17 protein-coding genes are annotated in these 21396 nt (G+C 66.6%); 12 read left to right on the top strand and 5 right to left on the bottom strand.

Annotated elements, in window-relative coordinates:
- Positions 1-19 precede the first annotated feature (19 nt).
- Positions 20-499: a DUF2127 domain-containing protein gene (locus CSC70_RS11660; protein WP_162456795.1), complete on the bottom strand. Its 480-nt coding sequence runs from the start codon at positions 497-499 to the stop codon at positions 20-22.
- A gap of 13 nt (positions 500-512) precedes the next feature.
- Entirely contained in the window at positions 513-2342 is a 1830-nt protein-coding gene (gene typA / locus CSC70_RS11655; protein ID WP_162456794.1) for a translational GTPase TypA, read from the bottom strand.
- Between the two features lie 159 nt (positions 2343-2501).
- Here typA and CSC70_RS11650 point away from each other — a divergent pair, with 159 nt between their 5' ends.
- The 6 genes from CSC70_RS11650 to prpE all read left to right on the top strand — a co-directional run bounded on the left by CSC70_RS11650 (position 2502) and on the right by prpE (position 11143).
- Entirely contained in the window at positions 2502-2993 is a 492-nt protein-coding gene (locus CSC70_RS11650; protein WP_162456793.1) for a macro domain-containing protein, read from the top strand.
- A 96-nt stretch (positions 2994-3089) separates the two neighbouring features.
- Positions 3090-3584: a peptidylprolyl isomerase gene (locus CSC70_RS11645; RefSeq protein ID WP_162456792.1), complete on the top strand. Its 495-nt coding sequence runs from the start codon at positions 3090-3092 to the stop codon at positions 3582-3584.
- Positions 3585-3749: 165 nt separating this feature from the next.
- The gene (locus CSC70_RS11640) at positions 3750-4736 is read left to right on the top strand and encodes a malate dehydrogenase (protein WP_162456791.1); all 987 of its coding nucleotides are present in this window, start codon (positions 3750-3752) and stop codon (positions 4734-4736) included.
- A 102-nt stretch (positions 4737-4838) separates the two neighbouring features.
- A complete protein-coding gene (locus CSC70_RS11635) occupies positions 4839-7349 on the top strand; it encodes a S9 family peptidase (RefSeq protein ID WP_425501578.1) in 2511 nt (836 codons plus the stop codon).
- An 87-nt stretch (positions 7350-7436) separates the two neighbouring features.
- A complete protein-coding gene (locus tag CSC70_RS11630) occupies positions 7437-9071 on the top strand; it encodes an acyl-CoA synthetase (protein ID WP_162456789.1) in 1635 nt (544 codons plus the stop codon).
- A gap of 173 nt (positions 9072-9244) precedes the next feature.
- Entirely contained in the window at positions 9245-11143 is a 1899-nt protein-coding gene (prpE, locus tag CSC70_RS11625) for a propionate--CoA ligase (protein ID WP_162456788.1), read from the top strand.
- Between the two features lie 16 nt (positions 11144-11159).
- Here the strand turns inward: prpE and CSC70_RS11620 are convergent, their stop codons facing one another.
- Positions 11160-12392, bottom strand: a complete 1233-nt coding sequence (locus CSC70_RS11620; protein WP_162456787.1) for a citrate synthase family protein — start codon at positions 12390-12392, stop codon at positions 11160-11162.
- A 161-nt stretch (positions 12393-12553) separates the two neighbouring features.
- Between CSC70_RS11620 and prpB the strand changes: the two genes are divergently transcribed.
- The 3 genes from prpB to CSC70_RS11605 all read left to right on the top strand — a co-directional run bounded on the left by prpB (position 12554) and on the right by CSC70_RS11605 (position 15493).
- The gene (prpB, locus tag CSC70_RS11615; RefSeq protein ID WP_162456786.1) at positions 12554-13438 is read left to right on the top strand and encodes a methylisocitrate lyase; all 885 of its coding nucleotides are present in this window, start codon (positions 12554-12556) and stop codon (positions 13436-13438) included.
- Between the two features lie 206 nt (positions 13439-13644).
- Positions 13645-14802 carry a bifunctional 2-methylcitrate synthase/citrate synthase gene (prpC, locus tag CSC70_RS11610; protein ID WP_162456785.1) on the top strand — a complete coding sequence of 386 codons (1158 nt, stop codon included), beginning with the start codon at positions 13645-13647 and terminating at the stop codon, positions 14800-14802.
- A gap of 214 nt (positions 14803-15016) precedes the next feature.
- Positions 15017-15493 (top strand): potassium channel family protein, encoded by a 477-nt coding sequence (locus CSC70_RS11605; protein WP_162456784.1) that lies wholly within the window; start codon positions 15017-15019, stop codon positions 15491-15493.
- Between the two features lie 27 nt (positions 15494-15520).
- On the opposite strand, the gene CSC70_RS11600 is transcribed toward CSC70_RS11605, so the two are convergent.
- On the bottom strand, positions 15521-15982 hold the full coding sequence (locus CSC70_RS11600; RefSeq protein ID WP_162456783.1) for a cell wall hydrolase: 462 nt from the start codon (positions 15980-15982) through the stop codon (positions 15521-15523).
- Positions 15983-16293: 311 nt separating this feature from the next.
- On the bottom strand, positions 16294-18333 hold the full coding sequence (locus CSC70_RS11595; protein ID WP_162456782.1) for an NADPH-dependent 2,4-dienoyl-CoA reductase: 2040 nt from the start codon (positions 18331-18333) through the stop codon (positions 16294-16296).
- Between the two features lie 443 nt (positions 18334-18776).
- Here CSC70_RS11595 and CSC70_RS11590 point away from each other — a divergent pair, with 443 nt between their 5' ends.
- The 3 genes from CSC70_RS11590 (at position 18777) to CSC70_RS11580 (ending at position 21375) form a co-directional block, all read left to right on the top strand.
- Positions 18777-19889, top strand: a complete 1113-nt coding sequence (locus CSC70_RS11590; protein WP_162456781.1) for an OmpA family protein — start codon at positions 18777-18779, stop codon at positions 19887-19889.
- Positions 19890-20048: 159 nt separating this feature from the next.
- A complete protein-coding gene (locus tag CSC70_RS11585; protein ID WP_246189413.1) occupies positions 20049-20549 on the top strand; it encodes a hypothetical protein in 501 nt (166 codons plus the stop codon).
- Between the two features lie 40 nt (positions 20550-20589).
- A complete protein-coding gene (locus tag CSC70_RS11580) occupies positions 20590-21375 on the top strand; it encodes a pseudouridine synthase (protein ID WP_162456780.1) in 786 nt (261 codons plus the stop codon).
- The last annotated feature ends 21 nt before the right edge of the window (positions 21376-21396 follow it).

The raw sequence follows: 21396 nt of genomic DNA, 5'->3' as shown, positions 1-21396 counted from the left end.
GCCTGCAAGCCGATCCGTGTCATGTTGAAAACGCGGCATGGCGGCGGATCAGGTCGCGCGCCAGCACCCAGACCACCAGCAGGTTGATTGCCACCACCGCGGCGGCGTGCCAGCCCGGGTGGCGATACAGGGCATAGCCGTCCAGCGGCAGGTACAGCGCCGTGCCGACGCAGCCTAGCCACGAGGCCCAGGCTTTGGCGCGCCACAGTCCCCAGGCTTCGACCAGACGCCACAGCGCATACAGCGCGACCACGGCCACGGCCAGATGCACCGCCTGCGGCGAGATCAGGTTCAGCAGCGCCGGCAGCGCGCCGTGCTCCGGGTCCAGATTGAAGTGCGCGATCAGCGCAGCGACTGCGCGCCGGATCGGTTCCGGACCCAGCACTTCCAGGCTGGCGGCGGCGATCGCGGCCAGCACGCCCTTGGCCAGTTCGAACACGGCCAGAACATGCAGCCCCGGATGCGCGTGCGGATCCGGGTCGTAGGGACGGCGCGGCATGCGTCCCGGGCGATCAGGCCGCGCGCGAGGCGCGCTTGCGGTCGCTTTCGGTCAGCAGCTTCTTGCGCAGGCGGATTTCCTTCGGCGTGATCTCGACCAGCTCGTCGTCGTCGATGAAGTCCAGCGCCTGTTCCAGCGAGAACTTGATTGCCGGCGTCAGCTGGATCGCATCGTCCTTGCCCGAGGCGCGCATGTTGGTCAGCGGCTTGGTCTTGATCGCGTTGACGGTCAGGTCGTTGTCCTTGGCATGGATGCCGACCAACTGGCCTTCGTACACGTTGTCGCCTTCGGCGGCGAACAGCTTGCCGCGTTCCTGCAGCGGGCCGAGCGAGTAGGCCGGGGTGGCGCCCGGCGCATTGGCGATCATTACGCCGTTCAGGCGCTTGGCGATAGCGCCCTGTTCCTTCGGGCCGTAGTGGTCGAACACATGGAACAGCAGGCCGGAACCCTGCGTGAGCGTCTTGAACTCGTTCTGGAAGCCGATCAGGCCGCGCGCCGGGATTTCGTAGTCCAGACGCACGCGGCCCTTGCCGTCGGGCTCCATGTTCTTCAGCTGCGCCTTGCGCGTGCCCAGTTTCTCCATCACGCCGCCCTGGTGGATTTCCTCCACGTCGACCACCAGTTGTTCGATCGGCTCCATCAGCTGGCCGTCGATCTCCTTGATGATCACTTCCGGGCGCGACACCGCCAGTTCGTAGCCTTCGCGGCGCATGTTCTCGATCAGCACCGACAGGTGCAGCTCGCCGCGGCCCGAGACCAGGAACTTGTCCGCGTCCTCCAGCTGCTCGACCTTCAGTGCCACGTTGTGCACGGTCTCGCGCTCCAGGCGCTCCTTCAGCTGGCGGCTGGTCAGGAACTTGCCGCCCGACAGGTCCTTGTTGCCGGCGAACGGCGAGTTGTTCACCTGGAAGGTCATGCTGATGGTCGGCTCGTCCACCGTCAGCGCCGGCAGCGCTTCGGGCGCGTCCAGCGCGCAGACCGTGTCGGAAATGGTCAGCTCCTGGATGCCGGAGATGGCCACGATGTCGCCGGCCTCGGCGGTTTCCTGTTCGATCCGTTCCAGGCCCAGGAAGCCCAGCACCTGCAACACCTTGCCCTGGCGCTTCTTGCCTTCGCGGTCGATCACCGTCACCGGCATGTTCTTCTTCAGCGTGCCGCGCTGGATGCGGCCGATGCCGATCACGCCGACGAAGCTGCTGTAGTCCAGCTGGCTGATGCGCATCTGGAACGGGCCTTCGGGGTCCACGTCGGGCTTCGGCGTGTGCTGCATGATCGCTTGGTACAGCGGCGTCATGTCGCCGGAACGGGCTTCCGGGTCGAGGCTGGCATAACCGTTCAGCGCCGAGGCGTAGACGATCGGGAAATCCATCTGCTCGTCGCTGGCGCCGAGACGGTCGAACAGGTCCCAGACCTGCTCGACGACCCAGTCCGGGCGCGCGCCGGGGCGGTCGATCTTGTTGACCACCACGACCGGCTTGAAGCCCATCGCGAAGGCCTTCTGGGTTACGAAGCGGGTCTGCGGCATCGGCCCGTCCATCGCATCGACCAGGATCAGCACCGTGTCCACCATCGACAGCACGCGCTCGACCTCGCCGCCGAAATCGGCGTGGCCGGGGGTGTCGACGATGTTGATGCGGTTGCCCTGCCAGGTGATGGCGGTGTTCTTGGCCAGGATGGTGATACCGCGTTCCTTTTCCTGGTCGTTGCTGTCCATCACCCGCTCGGCCAGCACGGTGCGTTCGGAAAAGGTGCCGGACTGCTTCAGCAGGCAATCGACAAGGGTGGTCTTGCCATGGTCGACGTGGGCGACGATGGCGATGTTGCGCAGGTTCTCGATGGACATGGGGAAGGCAGGGCCGCGCCGGCGGGCGGCCGAAAGGTGTTGGGGATGACTGCCAATTATACGCCGCGACCGCCGTCCGGGCGATGACTGGGGACAAGGACGAACGGGCCGACCGGCGGGCAGAATACCCGCATCCTGAACGCAACGAGGCAAGCTCCCATGATCCATGAAGTCAGCGGCGACATCCTGCTGAGCCAGGCCCACGCCATCGCCCATGGCGTGGCCCCCAACGACAACTTCCATTCCGGTCTGGCACTGGCCCTGCGCGAGCATTCGCCGGCGCTGTACAAGGATTTCCGCCACTACTGCCAGCAGACCCACCCCTCGGCGGGCGGCCTGTGGACCTGGGCCGGGGCCGACGGCCGCTACGTGGTCAGCCTGTTCACCCAGGACGAGGGCGAATCCCGCCACGGCGGAACGCCCGGCCGGGCCAGCCTGCAGAACGTCCGCCACGCCTTGAAGGCGCTGCGCGCCGAGGTCGAATCGGAAGGCTTCCGCAGCCTGGCCCTGCCGCGGCTGGCGACCGGGGTCGGCGGCCTGGAGTGGGAACAGGTGCGGCCGCTACTGGAAGAGGCCCTGGGCGACCTGCAGATTCCGGTGATCGTCTACACCACCTATCATCAGGGCATGAAGGCCGACGAGCCGGTCTGAACGGCCCGACCGTGGTTCCGCCCCTTTCCCGCAGGCCGGGGAAGGGCGCGGGTTCGTGGTAGGGTGGCGCCCGTTTTCCACTCCCCGGATGTCCGCATGTCCCTGACCGCCACCTTCAACACCTCCCGCGGCCCGATCAAGATCGAACTGCTGGCCGACAAGGCGCCGCTGACCGTGGCCAACTTCGTCAACCTGGCCAAGCGCGGTTTCTACAATGGCCTGAACTTCCATCGCGTGATCGCCGACTTCATGATCCAGGGCGGTTGTCCCAACGGCACCGGCACCGGCGGTCCCGGCTATCGCTTCGAGGACGAGACCGGCAACGGTGTGGCTCACGAGCGCGGCGTGCTGTCGATGGCCAACGCCGGTCCCAACACCAACGGCAGCCAGTTCTTCATCACCCACGTCGCCACTCCGTGGCTGGACGGTCGTCACACCGTGTTCGGCAAGGTGCTCGAAGGCCTGGACGTGGTCGACAGCGTGGCCCAGGGCGACACCATCGAGTCGGTGGTGATCGAAGGCGATGCCGATGCCGTGCTGGCTGCGAAGGCCGACCGCGTGGCCGAGTGGAACCGGGCCCTGTCGGCCTGAACCGCCGCCGTTCCGCGCCCCGGCGCCCGGCCGAGAGCCGGGCGTCATCGACTTTGGTGTAACCGGCCGGCACCGGCGCGCGTGATAAAATCGCAGACCGCATTTCCCGGACGCGGATCGTCGTCGGAGCCGTGTCCGCACCGTTCCCCTCAGGAGATCCCGTAGATGAAAGCCCCCGTTCGTGTTGCCGTGACCGGCGCCGCCGGCCAGATCGGCTATGCTCTGCTGTTCCGCATCGCTTCCGGCGAAATGCTCGGCAAGGACCAGCCGGTCATCCTGCAGCTGCTGGAGTTGCCGATGGAGAAGGCCCAGGCCGCGCTGAAGGGCGTGATGATGGAGCTGGAAGACTGCGCGTTCCCGCTGCTGGCCGGCATGGTCGGCACCGACGATCCGGAAGTGGCGTTCAAGGATGCCGACGTCGCCCTGCTGGTCGGTGCGCGTCCGCGCGGCCCCGGCATGGAGCGCAAGGACCTGCTGCTGGAAAACGCCAAGATCTTCACCGCCCAGGGCGCGGCGCTGAACAAGGTCGCCAGCCGCGACGTCAAGGTGCTGGTGGTCGGCAACCCGGCCAACACCAACGCCTACATCGCGATGAAGTCGGCGCCGGACCTGCCGGCGAAGAACTTCACCGCCATGCTGCGCCTGGACCACAACCGCGCGCTGTCGCAGCTGGCCGCCAAGGCTGGAGTGGCGGTGGGCGACATCGAGAAGATGGTGGTGTGGGGCAACCACAGCCCGACCATGTACCCCGACTACCGCTTCGCCACCGTCGATGGCGCCTCGCTGAAGGACAAGATCGGCGACGACGACTGGAACGCCAACGACTTCATCCCCAAGGTCGGCAAGCGCGGCGCGGCGATCATCGAAGCGCGTGGCCTGTCTTCGGCCGCCTCGGCCGCCAATGCCGCCATCGACCACGTCCACGACTGGGTGCTGGGTACCGACGGCAAGTGGGTGACGATGGGCGTGCCGTCCGACGGTAGCTACGGCATCCCCGAAGGCATCATCTACGGGGTGCCGGTGACCTGCGCCAACGGCGAGTACACCCGCATCGAAGGCCTGCCGGTCGACGACTTCAGCCGTGCCGCGATGGACAAGACCCTGGCCGAACTGGAAGAAGAGCGCAGCGGCGTGGCTCATCTGCTGGGCTGATCGTTCCGTCATTCCGGCGAGTCCCATGGCGGGGTGACTTTCGGGTCGCCCCGTTTTTTTCGTGCTGTGATAGCTTCCGGCTTCCTTCCGTTCCGTATGGAAATGCCGATGAAGTCGCGCCGATTCGTCTTGACGTTCGCCTTGCTCTGCCTGCCGGCCGTTGTCGCCGGCGCCACCGAAGGCGGTTACAAACAGCCGCCGGAGCCCTTGCTGGGCGTGTTGCGCGCACCGTTGAATCCTTCGCCGCGCATCGATCCCACCGGTACCACCCTGCTGCTGGTCCGGCAATCGCTGTACCCGCCGATCGAGCGCGTGGCCGAGCCCTATCTCAAACTGGCCGGGGTGCGTGTGGAACCGCGCAACCACAGCCGCCACGACCGCTCCAATGGCTACGGCATTCGCACCTGCCTTGACGGGTTCAGCCTGCTGGACGTGGCCAGCGGCAAGGAAACGCCGGTGACGCTGCCCGAAGGCGCCTGTCCTTCGCAGCCGGCCTGGTCGCCCGACGGACAGCAGTTCGCCTTCGCCAACACCACCGACAGCACGGTGGAGCTGTGGGTCGGGCAAGTGGCCGACGGCAGCGTGCGACGCATCGACGGGGTTCGGCTCAACACGATCCTGGGCGGCGAGCTGCAATGGCGCGGTGGGCGCGACGAATTGCTGGTGAAACTGCTTCCGGATGCATTGGGCGCCGCGCCGCAGCGTGCCGCGGTGCCGCCGGGGCCGGAAACCAAGGACGCGACCACGGCCGGTGGCGGCGAGAGCAGCACCTATGAAGCGCGCGACACCCTGTCCAGTCCGGAAGACGAAACGCTGTTCGAGTATTACGCGACCTCGCAACTGGCTGTGGTCGATACGGCAAGCGGGGCAGTGAAGAAGATCGGCGCGCCGGCGGTGCTGGCCGGCCTCGACATCGCGCCGGATGCGCGCCACGTGCGCGTCAATGCGCTGCAGCGCCCGTATTCCTATGTCACCACCTGGAGCCGGTTCGCGCAGGACGTGTCGGTGCTGGATCTGGACAGCGGCAAGGTGCAGACGATCGCCCGCCTGCCGGTGGCCGATCGGGTCCCGGTGCGCGGCGTGCCGACCGGCCCGCGCAGTTTTTCGTGGCGCGCCAATCAGCCGGCGACCCTGGTCTGGGCCAAGGCGCTGGATGGAGGCGACTGGAAAAGCGAAGTACCGGCGCGCGACAAGTTGATGACGTTGCCCGCGCCGTTTACCAGCAAACCCAGGGAGTTCGCCCGTCTGAAGCAGCGCTATGGCGGGCTGGGCTGGTTCGAGAGCGGGTCGCGGGTGCTGGCGACCGAGTACGACGCCAACCGCAACTGGCAGACCACGACCTTGCTGGACGCGGATCGACCGAAGCAGGCCGGGCGCGTGCTGTGGGACCTGTCGATGGACGAGCGCTACGCCGACCCCGGCAGCCCCGAGTACAAGGTGCTGCCGAACGGCGAATGGGTATTGCACGAGGAAAACGGCGCGCTGTTCCTCAGCGGTTCCGGCGCTTCGCCGCAGGGTGATCGTCCGTTTCTGGACCGCTATGACCTAGCCACCGGCAAGTCCGAGCGCCTGTTCCGCAGCGATGCCGCGGCTTACGAGGTCTTCGTCGGTTTCGCCGGCGAAGACACCGGCAAGCTGCTGACCTGGCACCAGTCGCCGGACGATCCGCCCAACCTGTTCCTGCGCACGCTGGACGCGCCGCTCGACGCCGCGGCCGATGGCGAGGCGGTCTTCGCTTCCACCCTCGCGCCAGTCACGGATTTCCCCGACCCGACGCCGCTGGTGCGGCAGATCAAGAAGCAATTGGTCAGTTACAAGCGTGCCGACGGCGTGGACCTGTCGTTCACCCTGTACACCCCGCCGGGCTACGTGCCGGGCCAGCGCGTACCGGCGATCCTGTACGCCTACCCGCTGGATTACGCCGACCCGTCCAAGGCCGGGCAGGTCAGCGGTTCGGAACAGACCTTCACCCGGCTGACCAATTACCGCACCCTGCTGCTGGCCGGATACGCGATCATCGACAATGCCGCGTTCCCGATCGTCGGCGACCCGAAGAACGCCTACGACACCTATCTGGAGCAGTTGGTCGCAAACGCGCAGGCTGCGGTGGACAAGGCGGTAGAACTGGGCGTGGTCGATCCGGACCGGATCGGTGTCACCGGCCACAGCCACGGGGCGCTGATGGCCGCCAACCTGCTGGCGCACACCGATCTGTTCCGCGCCGGCGTGGCCTCCAGCGGTGGTTACAACAAGACGCTGACGCCATTTGGTTTCCAGAACGAGCGGCGTTCGTTCTGGACAGCGCCCGAGGTATACGATGCGGCATCGGCCTTTTTCCATGCCGACACCATCAACGAGCCGTTGTTGCTGGTGCACGGCATCGACGACGCCAATCCGGGCACCGAGCCGACCCAGTCGCCGAGGTTGTTCCAGGCGATCCGCGGTAACGGCGGTACCACCCGGCTGGTCATGCTGCCGTTCGAGCCGCACTGGTACACGGCGCGCGAATCCAACGAGCATTTCGTCGCCGAGATGCTGGAGTGGTTCGATCGCTACGTGAAAAATGCGCCCGCGCGCGATGCTGCGGACGATGGAAAGGCGGCCGCGCGCTGAGCGCCAATCCTACGAAAGTACAGCGGCATGTTGCAGTGCGGGCGTAGTACGCTCGCCTGCGACTTTCGCATGATGCCGGAATCCGCAATGACCGCGTCGATCTACGACACCGACCTGGACCGCAACCCCGCCAATTACACCCCACTGTCGCCGTTGTCGTTCCTGCGCAAGGCGGCGGCCGTGCACCCGCAGCGGCTGGCGGTGGTGCATGGCGAACGCCGACTGACCTGGTCGCAGGTCTACACGCGATGCCGGCAACTGGCTTCGGCATTGCAGCGGCGGGGCATCGGCCGCGGCGACACGGTGGCTGCCATGCTGCCCAACGTGCCGGCCATGGTCGAACTGCATTTCGGTCCGGCCATGCTGGGCGCGGTGTTGAATACGCTGAACACCCGTCTGGATCCGGAGGCGCTGGCCTTCATGCTGGATCACGGCGAGGCCAAAATCCTGTTCACCGATCGCGAGCATTCGGCGGTGGTCGCCGAGGCCCTGAAGCGGGTCAGGCGTCCGTTGCTGGTGGTGGATGTAGACGATCCGATGGCCGAAGGCGGGGAGTTGATCGGCCAGATCGAATACGAGCAACTGCTGCAAGGCGGCGAGCCGGCCTTCGAATGGAAACTGCCGCCCGACGAGTGGGATGCCATCACGCTGAACTACACCTCTGGCACCACCGGCGACCCCAAGGGCGTGGTCTATCACCATCGCGGCGCTTATCTCAACGCGGTTGCCAACGTGATCGACTGGTCGATGCCGCAACACCCGGTCTACCTGTGGACGCTGCCGATGTTCCATTGCAACGGCTGGTGCTTTCCGTGGACGCTGGCGGCGGCGGCCGGCGTCAATATCTGCCTGCGCAAGTTCGATGCGCGGCAGGTGTTCGAATTGATGCGCGGGCACGGGGTTACCCATTTCTGCGGCGCGCCGATCATCCACAGCACGCTGGCCGCGGCTCCGCAGGAGTGGAAGCAGGGCCTGACCGGCATCAAGGGCCAGATTGCGGGCGCCGCACCGCCGGCAGCGGTGATCGAGGGCATGGAACGCATGGGGTTCGAGATCACCCATGTCTACGGCTTGACCGAGGTCTATGGCCCGGCATCGCTGTGCGTGCAGCGCGAGGAGTGGCAGTCGCTGCCGGTGGATGAGCGCGCCGAACTCAACAGTCGCCAAGGCGTGGCCTGCCTTCTGCAGGAAGACATGCGCGTGCTGGATCCGGCCACGATGCGCGAGGTGCGTGCCGATGGCGCCAGCATCGGCGAGATCATGTTCCGCGGCAATATCAGCATGAAGGGCTATCTGAAGAATCCTTCCACCACGGCCGAAGCCTTTCGTGGTGGCTGGTTCCACACCGGTGATCTGGCGGTGGTGTATCCGGACGGTTACGTGAAGATCCGCGACCGTTCCAAGGACGTGATCATCTCCGGTGGCGAAAACATCTCCTCAATCGAGGTCGAGGACATCCTGTGCAAGCACCCGGCGATCCTCAGTGCGGCCGTGGTAGCCAAGCCACACGAGAAATGGGGCGAAACGCCGTGCGCCTTCATCGAATTGCGCGAGGGCAGTTCGCTGGATGCCGATGCGCTGAAGGCCTACTGCCGCGAGCACATGGCTCATTTCAAGGTGCCCGGGAGCTTCGTGTTCGGGGCGCTGCCGCGTACCACCACCGGCAAGGTGCAGAAATTCCAGTTGCGGGAACGGGTCAAGACGCCGGCGAGCCCCGGCTGACCAGGGCGCAGTAGATAAGCAGATTGCCCGGGCGGGGCCTGTCCGGTGTGCCGGAAGGAGATAGCGGTGTGCGGGCACAGCATGTCGCCGGCACAGCGTACGACAAAGGTATCAATGTGGTATTTGCCGCCAGCGGCTATGCTCGCCGGGCCACGCAAGCCGGAGGGCGACACATGGGCTACGAAGCGATCTACCGCCATTCGATCGAGCAGCCGGAGGCCTTCTGGGCCGAGCAGGCGCGGGCGATCCACTGGCGCACGCCGCCGAAGCAGATCCTGGACTACTCGCGCCCGCCGTTCCGGCGCTGGTTCGTCGGTGGCGAGACCAATCTGTGCCACAACGCGGTCGACCGCCACCTGGCCGCGCGCGGCGACCAACTGGCCATCATCGGCGTCTCCACCGAAACCGGGCAGACCCGCGAACTGACGTATCGCGACCTGTACCGCGAGGTGAACACCTTCGCCGCGGTGCTGCAGTCGCTGGACGTGGGCAAGGGCGACCGGGTGGTGATCTACCTGCCGCACACGGTGGAAGCGGCGGTGGCGATGCTGGCCTGCGCGCGCATCGGCGCGATCCACTCGGTGGTGTTCGGCGGCTTCGCCTCGCACAACCTGGCACTGCGGATCGACGATGCGCAGCCGAAGCTGCTGATCTGCGCCGATGCCGGCAGCCGTGGTGGCAAGGTCATCCCGTACAAGCCGCTGGTCGACGAGGCGCTGGAACTGTCCTCGGCGCCGCCGCCGCACGTGCTGGTCATCAATCGCGGGCTGGATCCGCAGTCGCCGATGACGCCGGGCCGCGATGTCGATTACGCCACGGCCAGCACGGCGCACGCGAACGCCGACGTGCCGGTGCAGTGGCTGGAATCCAACGAGCCGGGCTACATCCTGTACACCTCGGGCACCACCGGCAAGCCGAAGGGTGTGCAGCGCGACGTTGGCGGCTATGCGGTGGCGCTGATGCTGTCGATGAAGATGATCTACGACGTCGGCCCCGGGCAGGTGATGTTCTCCACCTCGGACGTGGGCTGGGTGGTCGGGCATTCCTACAACGTCTACGGGCCGCTGCTGGCCGGGGCGACGACGATCCTGTACGAAGGCCTGCCGACCGTGCCAGATCCGGGCGTGTGGTGGGACATCTGCGCGCGCTACGGGGTACGCACGATGTTCTCCTCGCCGACCGCGGTGCGGGCGCTGAAGAAGTTCGACGCCGACTACATCCGCCGCCACGACCTGTCGGCGCTGCAATACCTGTTCCTGGCCGGCGAGCCGCTGGACGAGCCGACTGCGCAATGGATCCAGGACGCGCTGGGCAAGCCGGTCATCGACAACTACTGGCAGACCGAAACCGGCTGGCCGGTGCTGTCGTTGATGCCGGGCGTGGAGATGAAACCGACCAAGCTGGGCTCGCCCGGCCTGCCGACGCCCGGCTACCGCCTGCGGGTGATCGACGAAACCACCGGCGAGGACGCGGCCGCCCACGAGAAGGGTGTGCTGGTGATCGAGCCACCATTGCCGCCGGGTTGCCTGAGCACGATCTGGGGCAACGACGAACGCTTCCTCGCCGGCTATTTCGGCCATTTCAAGCAGCCGCTGTACAGTTCGCTGGACTGGGCGATCCGCGACGAGGACGGCTACACCTTCATCCTCGGCCGTTCCGACGATGTCATCAACGTTGCTGGCCATCGCCTGGGCACGCGCGAGATCGAGGAATCGGTGTCCAGCTACGGCGCGGTCGCCGAGGCAGCGGTGATCGGCGTCAGCGACGAACTGAAAGGGCAGGTGCCGGTGGTATTCGCCACCCTGCGCCAGACCGGTGACGATGCCGCGCGTGCCGAGGCGGCCAAGGGCATGCGCCAGACAGTCGAACACAATCTCGGCGCGGTGGCGCGGCCGGCCCGTGTCTACATCGTCAACGCATTGCCGAAGACGCGCTCGGGCAAGCTGCTGCGACGCTCGCTGCAGGCGCTGGCGCAGGGTGCCGATCCTGGTGACCTGTCGACGCTGGACGATCCGGGCGCGCTGGAGGAAGTGAAGCAGGCGCTGGCGCGCGGCCCCGACGTTGGCGGCTGAGCCGCGCGGCTCCGCTTCATTCCGGCGCCGGCACCGCTTCGCCCGGACGCACGCCGGTATAGCTGGCGCGCGGGCGGATCAGCCGTCCCAGCGCCTGCTGTTCCAGCGCATGCGCCAGCCAGCCGGCCAGCCGGCCGGCAGCGAACATCACCAGCGCCGGCGGCGCCGGAAGGGCGTAGGCATGGCAGATCGCCGCCAGCATGAAGTCGATGTTCGGCCGCTGCCCGCTGGCGTCCTCGGCGCTGGCGACCACCGCCTCGACGTCCGCCAGCCGTGCCGCATCCGGCCCGGCATCGCGCAGCATCGCAAGCAGTTCGGCCGCACGCGGGTCGCCGTCCGGATACAGCGCGTGACGGAAACCCGGCAGGTCGTCGCCGTGTCGCCAGCGCTGGGCAATGTAGTCGTGCGGGTCGCCGCTTTCGGTCGCGGCCCGGATCAGGTGATGGGCGCGCGCGGTGGTGGCGCCGTGACGCGGCCCGGACAACGCGGCCAGGCCGCTGCAGACGGTGGCATGCAGGTGGGCGCCGGTGGAGGCGACCACACGCGCGGCGAAGGCCGACACGTTCAGCTCATGGTCGGCGCACAGCACCAGCGCGGCGCGGACCAGTTCGGCGAAGCGCGCATCGCCCTCGCGCCACTGGCGGGCGAGCAAACGGTGCACGGGTTGTTTCGAGGGCTGGGTGGCGACCAGCAGGGCGGCGTTGTGGCGCAACAGGCGGGCGGCGATCTGCTGGCGCACCGGTTGCGAGGAAGTGAACGAATGCCGCACCTCCAGCCCCAGCAGCGGAATGGCCGACATGGCGCGCTCCAGCGGCGGCAGGCCGGCATCGGTGGCAATGGCGGCGACCCGTTGCGGCCAGTGCGCCGGCAGCGGTTCGGCGAAGGGGTTGCTGTCGCCGCAGTCCCACAGCAGGCGCGCGGTGTCCTCCAGCGACGAACCTTCGCGGACCAGGGCCACGGCGGCGCGGCCGCGGTAGTAGGGGCCGTCCGGCTGGATCAGCGAAATCCGCGTTTCCAGCACCGGCAATCCGCGGTCCAGGCTTTGCGCCGCACCACGCGCGGCGCCGCGTCCGATCCGCTTGCGCTGCGCCAGCCGTTCCACGTCCAGGCGCCGGTAGGCGCGGCTGCGGTGGTCCCGGCCGGGGCGCGATTCCAGCAATCCGCGGCTGACATAGGCGTACAGGGTGGCGGCGCTGATGCCGAGGATTTCGCAGGCTTCGGCTGCGGGGATGAAGTCGGGATCGTTCACGACAGGTTGACTGAATCCATCAAGATTGATCAATGCATCGGATGGTGCCAGATTGTGCACCGTCTTGTGGAGGGCAGGGCAATGCGGTCGGCCCGTCGCTCCGCTTACCTCTATCGTTGCGGTCACGCAGGCCGCATTCCCGCATCAAGGAGTCAAGGCAAATGGGCAGTCCCACCCCGGGCGCGCGATTCCGCGTCGCCCTCAGCGAAGAATCCCCGCTGCAGGTCATCGGCGCGATCAACGCCAATCACGCCCTGCTGGCCAAGCGCGCCGGCTACCGCGCCATCTACCTGTCCGGCGGCGGTGTTGCCGCCGGGTCGCTCGGCCTGCCGGATCTGGGTATCAACACCCTGGACGACGTGCTGGTCGATGTGCGCCGCATCACCGATGTCTGCGACCTGCCGCTACTGGTGGACATCGACACCGGCTTCGGCCCCAGCGCGTTCAACATCGAGCGCACGGTCAAGTCGCTGATCAAGGCCGGCGCGGCCGCCTGCCACATCGAGGATCAGGTCGGCGCCAAGCGTTGCGGCCACCGTCCCGGCAAGGAAATCGTCTCGCAGGGCGAAATGGCCGACCGGGTGAAGGCAGCCGCCGATGCGAAGACCGACCCGGACTTCTTCCTGATCGCGCGCACCGACGCGATCCAGGTCGACGGCGTGGACGCAGCAATCGAACGCGCCATCGCCTGTGTCGAGGCCGGCGCCGACGGCATCTTCGCCGAGGCTGCCTACGACCTCGACACCTACCGTCGGTTCGTCGAGGCGGTGAAGGTGCCGGTGCTGGCCAACATCACCGAGTTCGGCAAGACGCCGCTGTTCACCCGCGAGGAACTGGCCTCGGCCGGGGTGGCGATCCAGCTGTATCCGCTGTCGGCGTTCCGGGCAATGAACAAGGCCGCCGAGACCGTGTACGAAGCGATCCGCCGCGACGGTCATCAGAAGAACGTCGTCGACATGATGCAGACGCGCGACGAACTGTACGACCGCATCGGCTACCACGCCTTCGAGCAGAAGCTCGATGCGCTGTTCGCGGGCAAGCCATGACCCTGGCCGCGCCGCGTCGGCAGCCGTGGTCGGCCGGCGGACCGGACATGGCTTGCGCCATGTCCGGTAGCCTCCGGCGCGTGCAGGCGCGGCTTCCCAGCCGCTTCTTTCCTTCCAACGTGCCGCCATCGCCCTAGCGGCCATCGCGCGGCAGCGCTACGCCTGCTGTCCGCGTTCCAATTACACGCAAACCGGGAGACACCACCATGAGCGAAGCCACCCCTGCCACGGCGTTCAAGCCGAAGAAGTCGGTCGCCCTGTCCGGCACCGCCGCCGGCAACACCGCGCTGTGCACCGTCGGCCGTACCGGCAACGACCTGGCCTACCGCGGTTACGACATCCTCGACCTGGCCACCACCAGCGAGTTCGAGGAAATCGCCCACTTGCTGGTGCACGGCAAGCTGCCGACCCGCGCCGAGCTGGCCGCGTACAAGGCCAAGCTGAAGTCGCTGCGCGGGTTGCCGGCAGCGGTCAAGACCGCGCTGGAGCAGCTGCCGCCGTCGAGTCATCCGATGGACGTGATGCGCACCGGCGTCTCGGTGCTGGGCTGCGTCAAGCCGGAGAAGGACGACCACAATCATCCGGGCGCGCGCGACATCGCCGACAAGCTGATGGCGTCGCTGGGTTCGATGCTGCTGTACTGGTACCACTACGCCTACAACGGCAAGCGGATCGAAGTGGAAACCGACGACGACAGCATCGGCGGCCATTTCCTGCACCTGCTGCACGGCACCACGCCGCCGGAAAGCTGGGTGCGCGCCATGCACACCAGCCTGATCCTGTACGCGGAACATGAATTCAACGCGTCCACCTTCACCTGTCGCGTCATCGCCGGCACCGGCTCGGACATGTACAGCGCGATCGCCGGCGGCATCGGCGCGCTGCGCGGGCCCAAGCACGGCGGCGCCAACGAAGTGGCGTTCGAAGTGCAGAAGCGCTACGACAGCCCGGACGAGGCGGAGGCCGACATCAAGGCGCGCGTCGAGCGCAAGGAAGTGGTGATCGGCTTCGGCCATCCGGTGTACACCGTCGGCGATCCACGCAACAAGGTCATCAAGCAGGTGGCGAAGGAACTGTCGGAAGAAGCGGGCAGCACCCGCATGTTCGATATCGCCGAGCGTCTGGAGTCGGTGATGTGGGACATCAAGAAGATGTTCCCGAACCTGGACTGGTTCAGCGCGGTCAGCTACCACATGATGGGCGTGCCGACCGACATGTTCACCCCGCTGTTCGTCATCTCGCGCACTTCCGGCTGGAGCGCGCACGTGATCGAACAGCGCATCGACGGCAAGATCATCCGTCCGTCCGCCAACTACACCGGACCCGAGGACCAGGCGTTCGTGCCGATCGACCAGCGCGGCTGATTCATCGGTCCGGATCAAAGAAGAAGGCCGCGCTTCGAGCGCGGCCTTCGCCGTTCGGGTGAAGTGGACGTTGCGCGGATATCGACTGCCCGACGGCAAGCGCGTGCGTGGAGTCTCCGTCTACGGGGCGGGTCGCAGGTGTCCGGGCAGACTCACGGTGCCTGTATGGGTTGTCACCTGTGTATGCTGGCAGCCTACCCGCCGGAAGCAGGGCATGGATCTTTCCTGGCTTATCCCGCCCGGACAATGGGCCGAGCATCTCCTGGTCACCGGGGTGGTCAGCGTGGTCACCGCGCTGGTGGTGGTGATCCATTACGAAGGATTGAAGAAGCTGGCGCAGCGCTATTCCGGCAAGCGCACGCGGCGGCGCCGGCGAGTCATGCTGCGGATCATCTTCGCCCTGCTGGCGCTGCACATTGCCGAGATCTGGTGCTACGGCCTGTCGTACTGGGGGTTGCTGCAGGTGGCCGATACCGGCTTCGTGCTCGGCGAGCAGGGCATGCGCACGGTGTTCGATGCCATCTATTTCTCGGCTACCACCTACACCACGCTGGGACTGGGCGACATGGCGCCGGTCGGGGCGATCCGCCTGGTGGTGGGCATGGAGTCGCTGACCGGGTTCCTGCTGGTGACCTGGTCGGCCTCGTTCACCTATCTGGAGATGTCGCGCTACTGGCGCCGCGAGGACTGATCCGCACGGACCAAGGGCGAGAAGACATCAACTGGAGCGGGGCTTGAGCCTTTGTACCCGCAGGAAGGTGTGGTCGCCGATGGTCGCCACCTGATAGGCGTTGCGCCAGCTCGGCGAGGCGATGCGATGGGCCAGGAAGTGGCTGGCGCCGGGTACGATTTCCTTGCGCTGGCCCGGAGGCAGGGACCAGTTGTTCTCGGCGTCCAAGGCCACCTTGACCGAAGCCGACCATGCTTTCGGGTTTTGCAGCCGGGTATTGGGCGAGACGATGCTGGGGGCGAACTGCTTGCGGGCGGTGACCACCTCGCAGACCGAGTCCCCCCACAGGCCGCTGTCGCGGCGACGCAGGGCGACCTCGGCCACCGCCTGCTGGCCGCGCAGGCTCTGGTCGCGGGCCTCCAGATAGACCGTGGTGCTCAGGCACAGCGAATCGGCCGCCGGTTGCGGCAGCACGTTCGAGGACAGCCAAAGGATCCAGGCCAGTTTCATGTGAACTCCTTGCTCCGTCTGCACCCGGTTCCGGTCCTGTCCAGATCGCTGACAGCACCGTGTGGAACCTGGCGTGGCGTTATGGGGAGGCAGCCGTACTTGCGGGCTGCCCGGTACCGGCCGAGTCGTGGGTTGGCCGGAGCGGCCTGCCCAATCGTGATGGGGGCGGGCCGGAAAGTGCGCGCAAGGTACGGCCCGGATTCCTAACCGGGGCTGAACCCGGAAGCTTGACTTTAGGCGTAAATGATTGATCCGGAATGGAGTTTCGGATGACTTGTTTCACGCAAGTCGCTGAATTCCCGGCGGATGTTTCACAGCTGTGCCGCCAGCCGGCTGCCCTGGGCGATGGCGCGCTTGGCGTCCAGTTCGGCGGCGATGTCGGCCCCGCCGATCAGGTGGACGCTTCTGCCAGCCGCCTGCAAGGCGGTGTGCAGGTCGCGGCGTGGCTCCTGGCCGGCGCAGACGACCACGTGGTCGACCGGGAGCACCTGCTCGGCACCGTCCACGCGGATGCGCAGGCCGGCATCGTCCACGCCCAGATATTCCACCCCGCCCAGCATCCGCACCTGCTTGGCCTTCAGCGTGGCCCGATGGACCCAGCCGCTGGTCTTGCCCAGCCGGGCACCGGGCTTGCCGGGGCTGCGCTGCAGCAGCCAGACCTGCCGCGCCGGCGGTTCCGGCTGCGGCGGCAGCAGGCTGGCGCGGGCCTCGAAGCTCGGGTCCACACCCCATTCGGCCATCCAGCGCGCGGGGTCCAGCGACGGCGACGGCCCTTCCACGGTCAGGAATTCGGCCACGTCGAAGCCGATGCCGCCGGCGCCGATGATGGCCGCACGGGCGCCTACCTCGACCTTGCCGCTTAGCACGTCCAGATAACCGACCACTTTCGGATGACCGGAACCGGGGAAATCGACCTTGCGCGGCACGATGCCGGTCGCCAGCACGATTTCGTCGAAGCCGTCGAGGTCGCCGGCATCCACCGGCGTGGACAGCTTCTGCTCCACTCCGGTTTCTTCCAGTCGGTGGCGGAAGTAGCGCAGGGTCTCGTGGAATTCTTCCTTGCCGGGGATGCGCTTGGCCAGATTGAACTGGCCGCCGATCTCGGCGCCGGCATCGAACAGGGTGACGCGATGGCCGCGTTCGGCGGCGACGCTGGCGCAGGCCAGGCCCGCCGGCCCGGCGCCGACCACGGCGATGTGCTTCGGCGTGGCGGTCGGCGCGTAGTTCAGTTCGGTCTCGGCGCAGGCGCGCGGATTGACCAGGCAACTGGCGGTCTTGTTCTCGAATACGTGGTCCAGGCAGGCCTGGTTGCAGGCGATGCAGGTATTGATTGCATGCGCCCGGCCGTTGCGGGCTTTCTCCGCCCATTGCGGGTCGGCCAGCAGCGGCCGCGCCAGCGAAACCAGGTCGGCCTGGCCGGCGGCGAGGATGCCTTCGGCCACCTCGGGCATGTTGATGCGGTTGCTGGCCACCACCGGGATGCCGACCTGCGGCCGCAGCTTGGCGGTGGCGCCGGCGAAGGCTGCACGCGGCACCGAGGTGACGATGGTCGGGATGCGCGCCTCGTGCCAGCCGATGCCGGAATTGAGGATCGTCGCCCCGGCGGCCTCGACGGCCCGCGCTTGGGCGAGGATCTCGTCCCACTGGTTGCCGTCTTCGACCAGGTCCAGCAGCGACAGCCGGTAGATGATGATGAAGTCGGGGCCGCAGGCTTCGCGGACCCGGCGCACGATTTCGACCGCGAAGCGCATGCGCTTTTCCGCGCTGCCGCCCCAGGCGTCGTCACGCCGGTTGCTGCGCGCGGCGGTGAACTGGTTGATCAGATAGCCTTCCGAGCCCATGACCTCGACGCCGTCGTAACCGGCCTCGCGGGCACGGCGTGCGGCATGGGCATAGGAGGAGATCTGCCGTTCGACGCCGCGGGCCGACAGCGCGCGCGGAGTGAACGGGTTGATCGGTGCCTTGATCCGCGAGGGCGCCACCGATAGTGGATGGTAGGCGTAGCGGCCGGCATGCAGCAGTTGCAGGCAGATCTTCGCGCCGTGTTCGTGCGCGGCCCGGGTCAGTTGCCGGTGCGGCGGGACTTCCCACGGCCAGGACAGCTTGCTGCCGAACGGTTTCAGCCAGCCGACCAGGTTGGGCGCGAAGCCGCCGGTGACGATCAGGCCGACCCCGCCTTCGGCACGTTCGGCGAAATAGGCCGCCAGCCGCGGGAAGTCGCGGGCGCGGTCTTCCAGCCCGGTGTGCATCGACCCCATCAGGACCCGGTTGCGCAGGGTGGTGAAGCCCAGGTCGAGCGGCGCGAACAGGTGGGGGTAGTCGACTGGGGCGTCAGCCAGGGAGACGGTCATGTCAGAGTACGCAGGCGTATGGATCGCTCACCTTGCCGCCATCCGTGGCTGTCCGCAAGCCGGTCGCTGCCAGGCGTCGTGATCGTCCCCGGCTCCCTGCCGGACCGGGAGCCGAGGTGCAGTCGATGGGCGCCCGCATCGTTTCACCCGTCAGTCATTGCCTCGCTGGAGCTGGTCCCCGGAGCCGCGTTCGTCCAGCGACTTTCTCATGGAATTCACCCACGTATTCATAAAACCCAATATAATCCTCGCAGTTGACGGGCAGGGCCGGCTGGCACATGTTATGGTACCGTTAATGCAGTCTCCGCCCGGGCCCTCATAATTCCGCCGGTATGGCGTGCGGACATGGTCGTTCGGCGATTCGGTTGAGAAGGACTGGAACCACCCCAAGCCAGTACTGTTTGAACCACTTTTAACACCCGATTTCTTTGAAAGGAGTGCAAATGAACAAGAAGCTTCTCTGCGCCGCATTGCTGGCCGGACTGGGCGTAGCGCAGGCTGCCGCGGCCCAGGATTTCGACGACCGCTGGTACCTGACCGGATCGGTTGGCTACAACATGCAGGATTCGGACCGCCGTACCGAAGATGCTGCATTTGGCACTCTGGGTCTGGGCAAGTTCATCAGCCCGAACTGGTCGGTTGATGGCGAGGTCAACTATCAGAAGCCGACTTTCGCGCATAACAATGATTTGAACTGGAGTCAGTATGGCGTTTCGCTAGACCTGCGCCGCCATTTCATCTCGGAAGGCCGTGCGTGGAACCCGTACCTGCTGGCCGGCATCGGTTATCAGCGCTCCGAGGAAGAGTACGTAATTTCTAGCCCGAACTCTCCGGCGCAACGTGAGGAAGGCAACTTGGCCGCCAAGTTCGGTGCCGGTATTCAGGGTACCTTCGACAAGCGTGCGGCCATCCGTGCGGAAATCGCTTATCGCGCCGATTTCGACGACCAGAGCTATGCGGCTGGTGGCGGCACCGACAACTCGGGCTATCCGCATCGAATGGAAGAGAGCTATTTCGGCGACATTCTGGCGTCGGTCGGTGTGATCATCCCGCTGGGTCCGCTGGCCGCGGCTGCTCCGGCCGTGGTGGCCCCGGTGGTGGCTCCGAGCTGCGCCGATCTGGATGACGACGGCGACGGCGTCAACAACTGCGACGACAAGTGCCCGGGTTCGCAGGCCGGTCAGGCCATCGGTCCGGACGGTTGCCCGGTTCCGCTGTCGATCGACCTGAAGGGCGTCAACTTCGATTTCGACAAGTCGACGCTGCGTCCGGATGCGGTCGCCATCCTGGGCGAAGCTGTGGAAATCCTGAAGCGTTACCCCGACCTGCGGGTGGAAGTGGCCGGTCACACCGACTCGATCGGTACCGAAGCCTACAACCAGGGTCTGTCGCAGCGCCGCGCCGATGTGGTCTACAAGTACCTGACCGACAACGGCATCGACGCTTCGCGTCTGGTGGGCCCGACCGGCTTCGGCGAGAGCCGTCCGATCGACAGCAACTCCACCAAGGAAGGCCGTGCGCGCAACCGTCGCACCGAGCTGAACGTCCAGAACTGATCGGACGTCCTTCAGTGGAATCGCAAAACCCGGCTTTGTGCCGGGTTTTGCTTTTTTGGACTATGCGTGTACGAAAGTGTGAAGCGGTTCGCGCCGCTTGCCAGTGACGGTATGGCTCCATACACTCGGCTCGCCGAATGATTCCGATGGAGTTCTCACATGCGTCGCCTGCTACTGGTTGGTTTGCTCGCCTTCGGAGCGACTCCTCTGCTGCATGCCCAGCAGGTCGGGAATTGCGCGACCGGGGCTGCCGTCCCTTCCGCGGCGGACGGAGCGCGGCCGACGGTGATATCGCCGGTGTCCTCGGAACTCTTCGCGCGTACCAGCCAACTTGGCACCCCCAGTGGAGTGTTGGCGCAGGCATTCGACGAAGCACAGTCGGTGGACCGGGTGCTGTATCGGCTGCGGCTGGAAGGCTGCGAGAAGCTCGCCATGGCGACGCCTGCGTCCGCGGCAGTCGGTGCGGCGGCTGGATACCAGCCCAAGACCCAGTACGACAATACGCCGTGGCGCTTCGACATGAGCCAGAACGGCAAGCGCATGACTGCCGAAGAGTTCGATGCCTGGATGAAGGCGCGTGGCGTACGCGTCGCCAAGGGCGCGCCTGCCGCGACGCCTGTCGCCGAGACGGCGCCGGCCGAATCGGCCAAGAAGGACTGAGGAGCCCGCGGCAGGGTTTCTGTCGTCCTTTCGGCAGCGCATGACCGGCAAGCGACCGGTCCGGCCAGCGCGCCGGAACAGCGTGTGCAATGACGAGGGAATGGCGCCTCGCCACGGCCTTGCCCGCGTACTGTCCAAGCGGGGCATCTGTTCACGCAGCGAAGCCGAGCGTCGGGTACGTGCCGGTCGCGTGGCCGTCGATGGCAGGATCGTGTTCGATCCCGAGTTTCCGATCATGCGGGACACGGCGCGACTGTCGATCGATGGCGTGCCGGTGGATTCAGCGCAGTCCCTGTACCTGATGCTGAACAAGCCGCGCGGGCTGGTGACCACCTCGCGCGACGAGCGTGGCCGCGACACCGTCTATGCTTGCTTTGAAGGTGCCGGGCTGCCTTGGATCGCACCGGTCGGTCGGCTGGACAAGGCCAGCGAAGGCCTGCTGCTGTTCTCCAATGATCCGCGGTGGGCGGCACGGATCACCGATCCGGCCCACGGGCCGGACAAGACCTACCACGTGCAGATCGATCGTCTGGCGGACAGCGATTTGTTACACGCGCTGGAAGAAGGTGTGCAGATCGATGGCGAGCGACTGTCCGCGCGTCGAGCCACGTTGTTGCGTGTCGGCGAGCGTAATGCCTGGCTGGAGATTGTGCTGGACGAAGGCCGCAACCGGCAGATCCGGCGCCTGCTGGCGGCCTTCGACGTGGCCGTGTTGCGGCTGGTTCGGGTCGCGATCGGCGACCTGCCTCTGGGCACGCTTAGCAAGGGGCAGTGGCGATGGCTGTCGGCCGAGGAAGTCTCGGCGCTGGCCAAGCCATCCACATGAGGTGATCCTGTTCCGTCGCTG

The sequence above is a fragment of the Pseudoxanthomonas kalamensis DSM 18571 genome, from assembly GCF_010211745.1.
In the GTDB taxonomy this organism is placed as follows: Bacteria; Pseudomonadota; Gammaproteobacteria; order Xanthomonadales; family Xanthomonadaceae; genus Pseudoxanthomonas_A; species Pseudoxanthomonas_A kalamensis.
The sequence above is the reverse complement of the archived record's forward strand: the minus strand, read 5'-3'. Positions and strand labels throughout refer to the sequence as shown.

Excerpts from the sequence above, each read along its gene's own strand:
- CSC70_RS11640 (WP_162456791.1), top strand. The coding sequence starts at position 3,750 with ATGAAAGCCCCCGTTCGTGTTGCCGTGACCGGCGCCGCCGGCCAGATC.
- prpC (WP_162456785.1), top strand. The coding sequence starts at position 13,645 with ATGAGCGAAGCCACCCCTGCCACGGCGTTCAAGCCGAAGAAGTCGGTC.
- CSC70_RS11580 (WP_162456780.1), top strand. The coding sequence starts at position 20,590 with ATGACCGGCAAGCGACCGGTCCGGCCAGCGCGCCGGAACAGCGTGTGC.
- CSC70_RS11645 (WP_162456792.1), top strand. The coding sequence starts at position 3,090 with ATGTCCCTGACCGCCACCTTCAACACCTCCCGCGGCCCGATCAAGATC.
- CSC70_RS11585 (WP_246189413.1), top strand. The coding sequence starts at position 20,049 with ATGCGTCGCCTGCTACTGGTTGGTTTGCTCGCCTTCGGAGCGACTCCT.
- CSC70_RS11595 (WP_162456782.1), bottom strand. The coding sequence starts at position 18,333 with ATGACCGTCTCCCTGGCTGACGCCCCAGTCGACTACCCCCACCTGTTC.
- CSC70_RS11650 (WP_162456793.1), top strand. The coding sequence starts at position 2,502 with ATGATCCATGAAGTCAGCGGCGACATCCTGCTGAGCCAGGCCCACGCC.
- CSC70_RS11635 (WP_425501578.1), top strand. The coding sequence starts at position 4,839 with ATGCCGATGAAGTCGCGCCGATTCGTCTTGACGTTCGCCTTGCTCTGC.
- CSC70_RS11590 (WP_162456781.1), top strand. The coding sequence starts at position 18,777 with ATGAACAAGAAGCTTCTCTGCGCCGCATTGCTGGCCGGACTGGGCGTA.
- prpE (WP_162456788.1), top strand. The coding sequence starts at position 9,245 with ATGGGCTACGAAGCGATCTACCGCCATTCGATCGAGCAGCCGGAGGCC.
- typA (WP_162456794.1), bottom strand. The coding sequence starts at position 2,342 with ATGTCCATCGAGAACCTGCGCAACATCGCCATCGTCGCCCACGTCGAC.
- CSC70_RS11660 (WP_162456795.1), bottom strand. The coding sequence starts at position 499 with ATGCCGCGCCGTCCCTACGACCCGGATCCGCACGCGCATCCGGGGCTG.
- CSC70_RS11600 (WP_162456783.1), bottom strand. The coding sequence starts at position 15,982 with ATGAAACTGGCCTGGATCCTTTGGCTGTCCTCGAACGTGCTGCCGCAA.
- CSC70_RS11605 (WP_162456784.1), top strand. The coding sequence starts at position 15,017 with ATGGATCTTTCCTGGCTTATCCCGCCCGGACAATGGGCCGAGCATCTC.
- CSC70_RS11630 (WP_162456789.1), top strand. The coding sequence starts at position 7,437 with ATGACCGCGTCGATCTACGACACCGACCTGGACCGCAACCCCGCCAAT.
- prpB (WP_162456786.1), top strand. The coding sequence starts at position 12,554 with ATGGGCAGTCCCACCCCGGGCGCGCGATTCCGCGTCGCCCTCAGCGAA.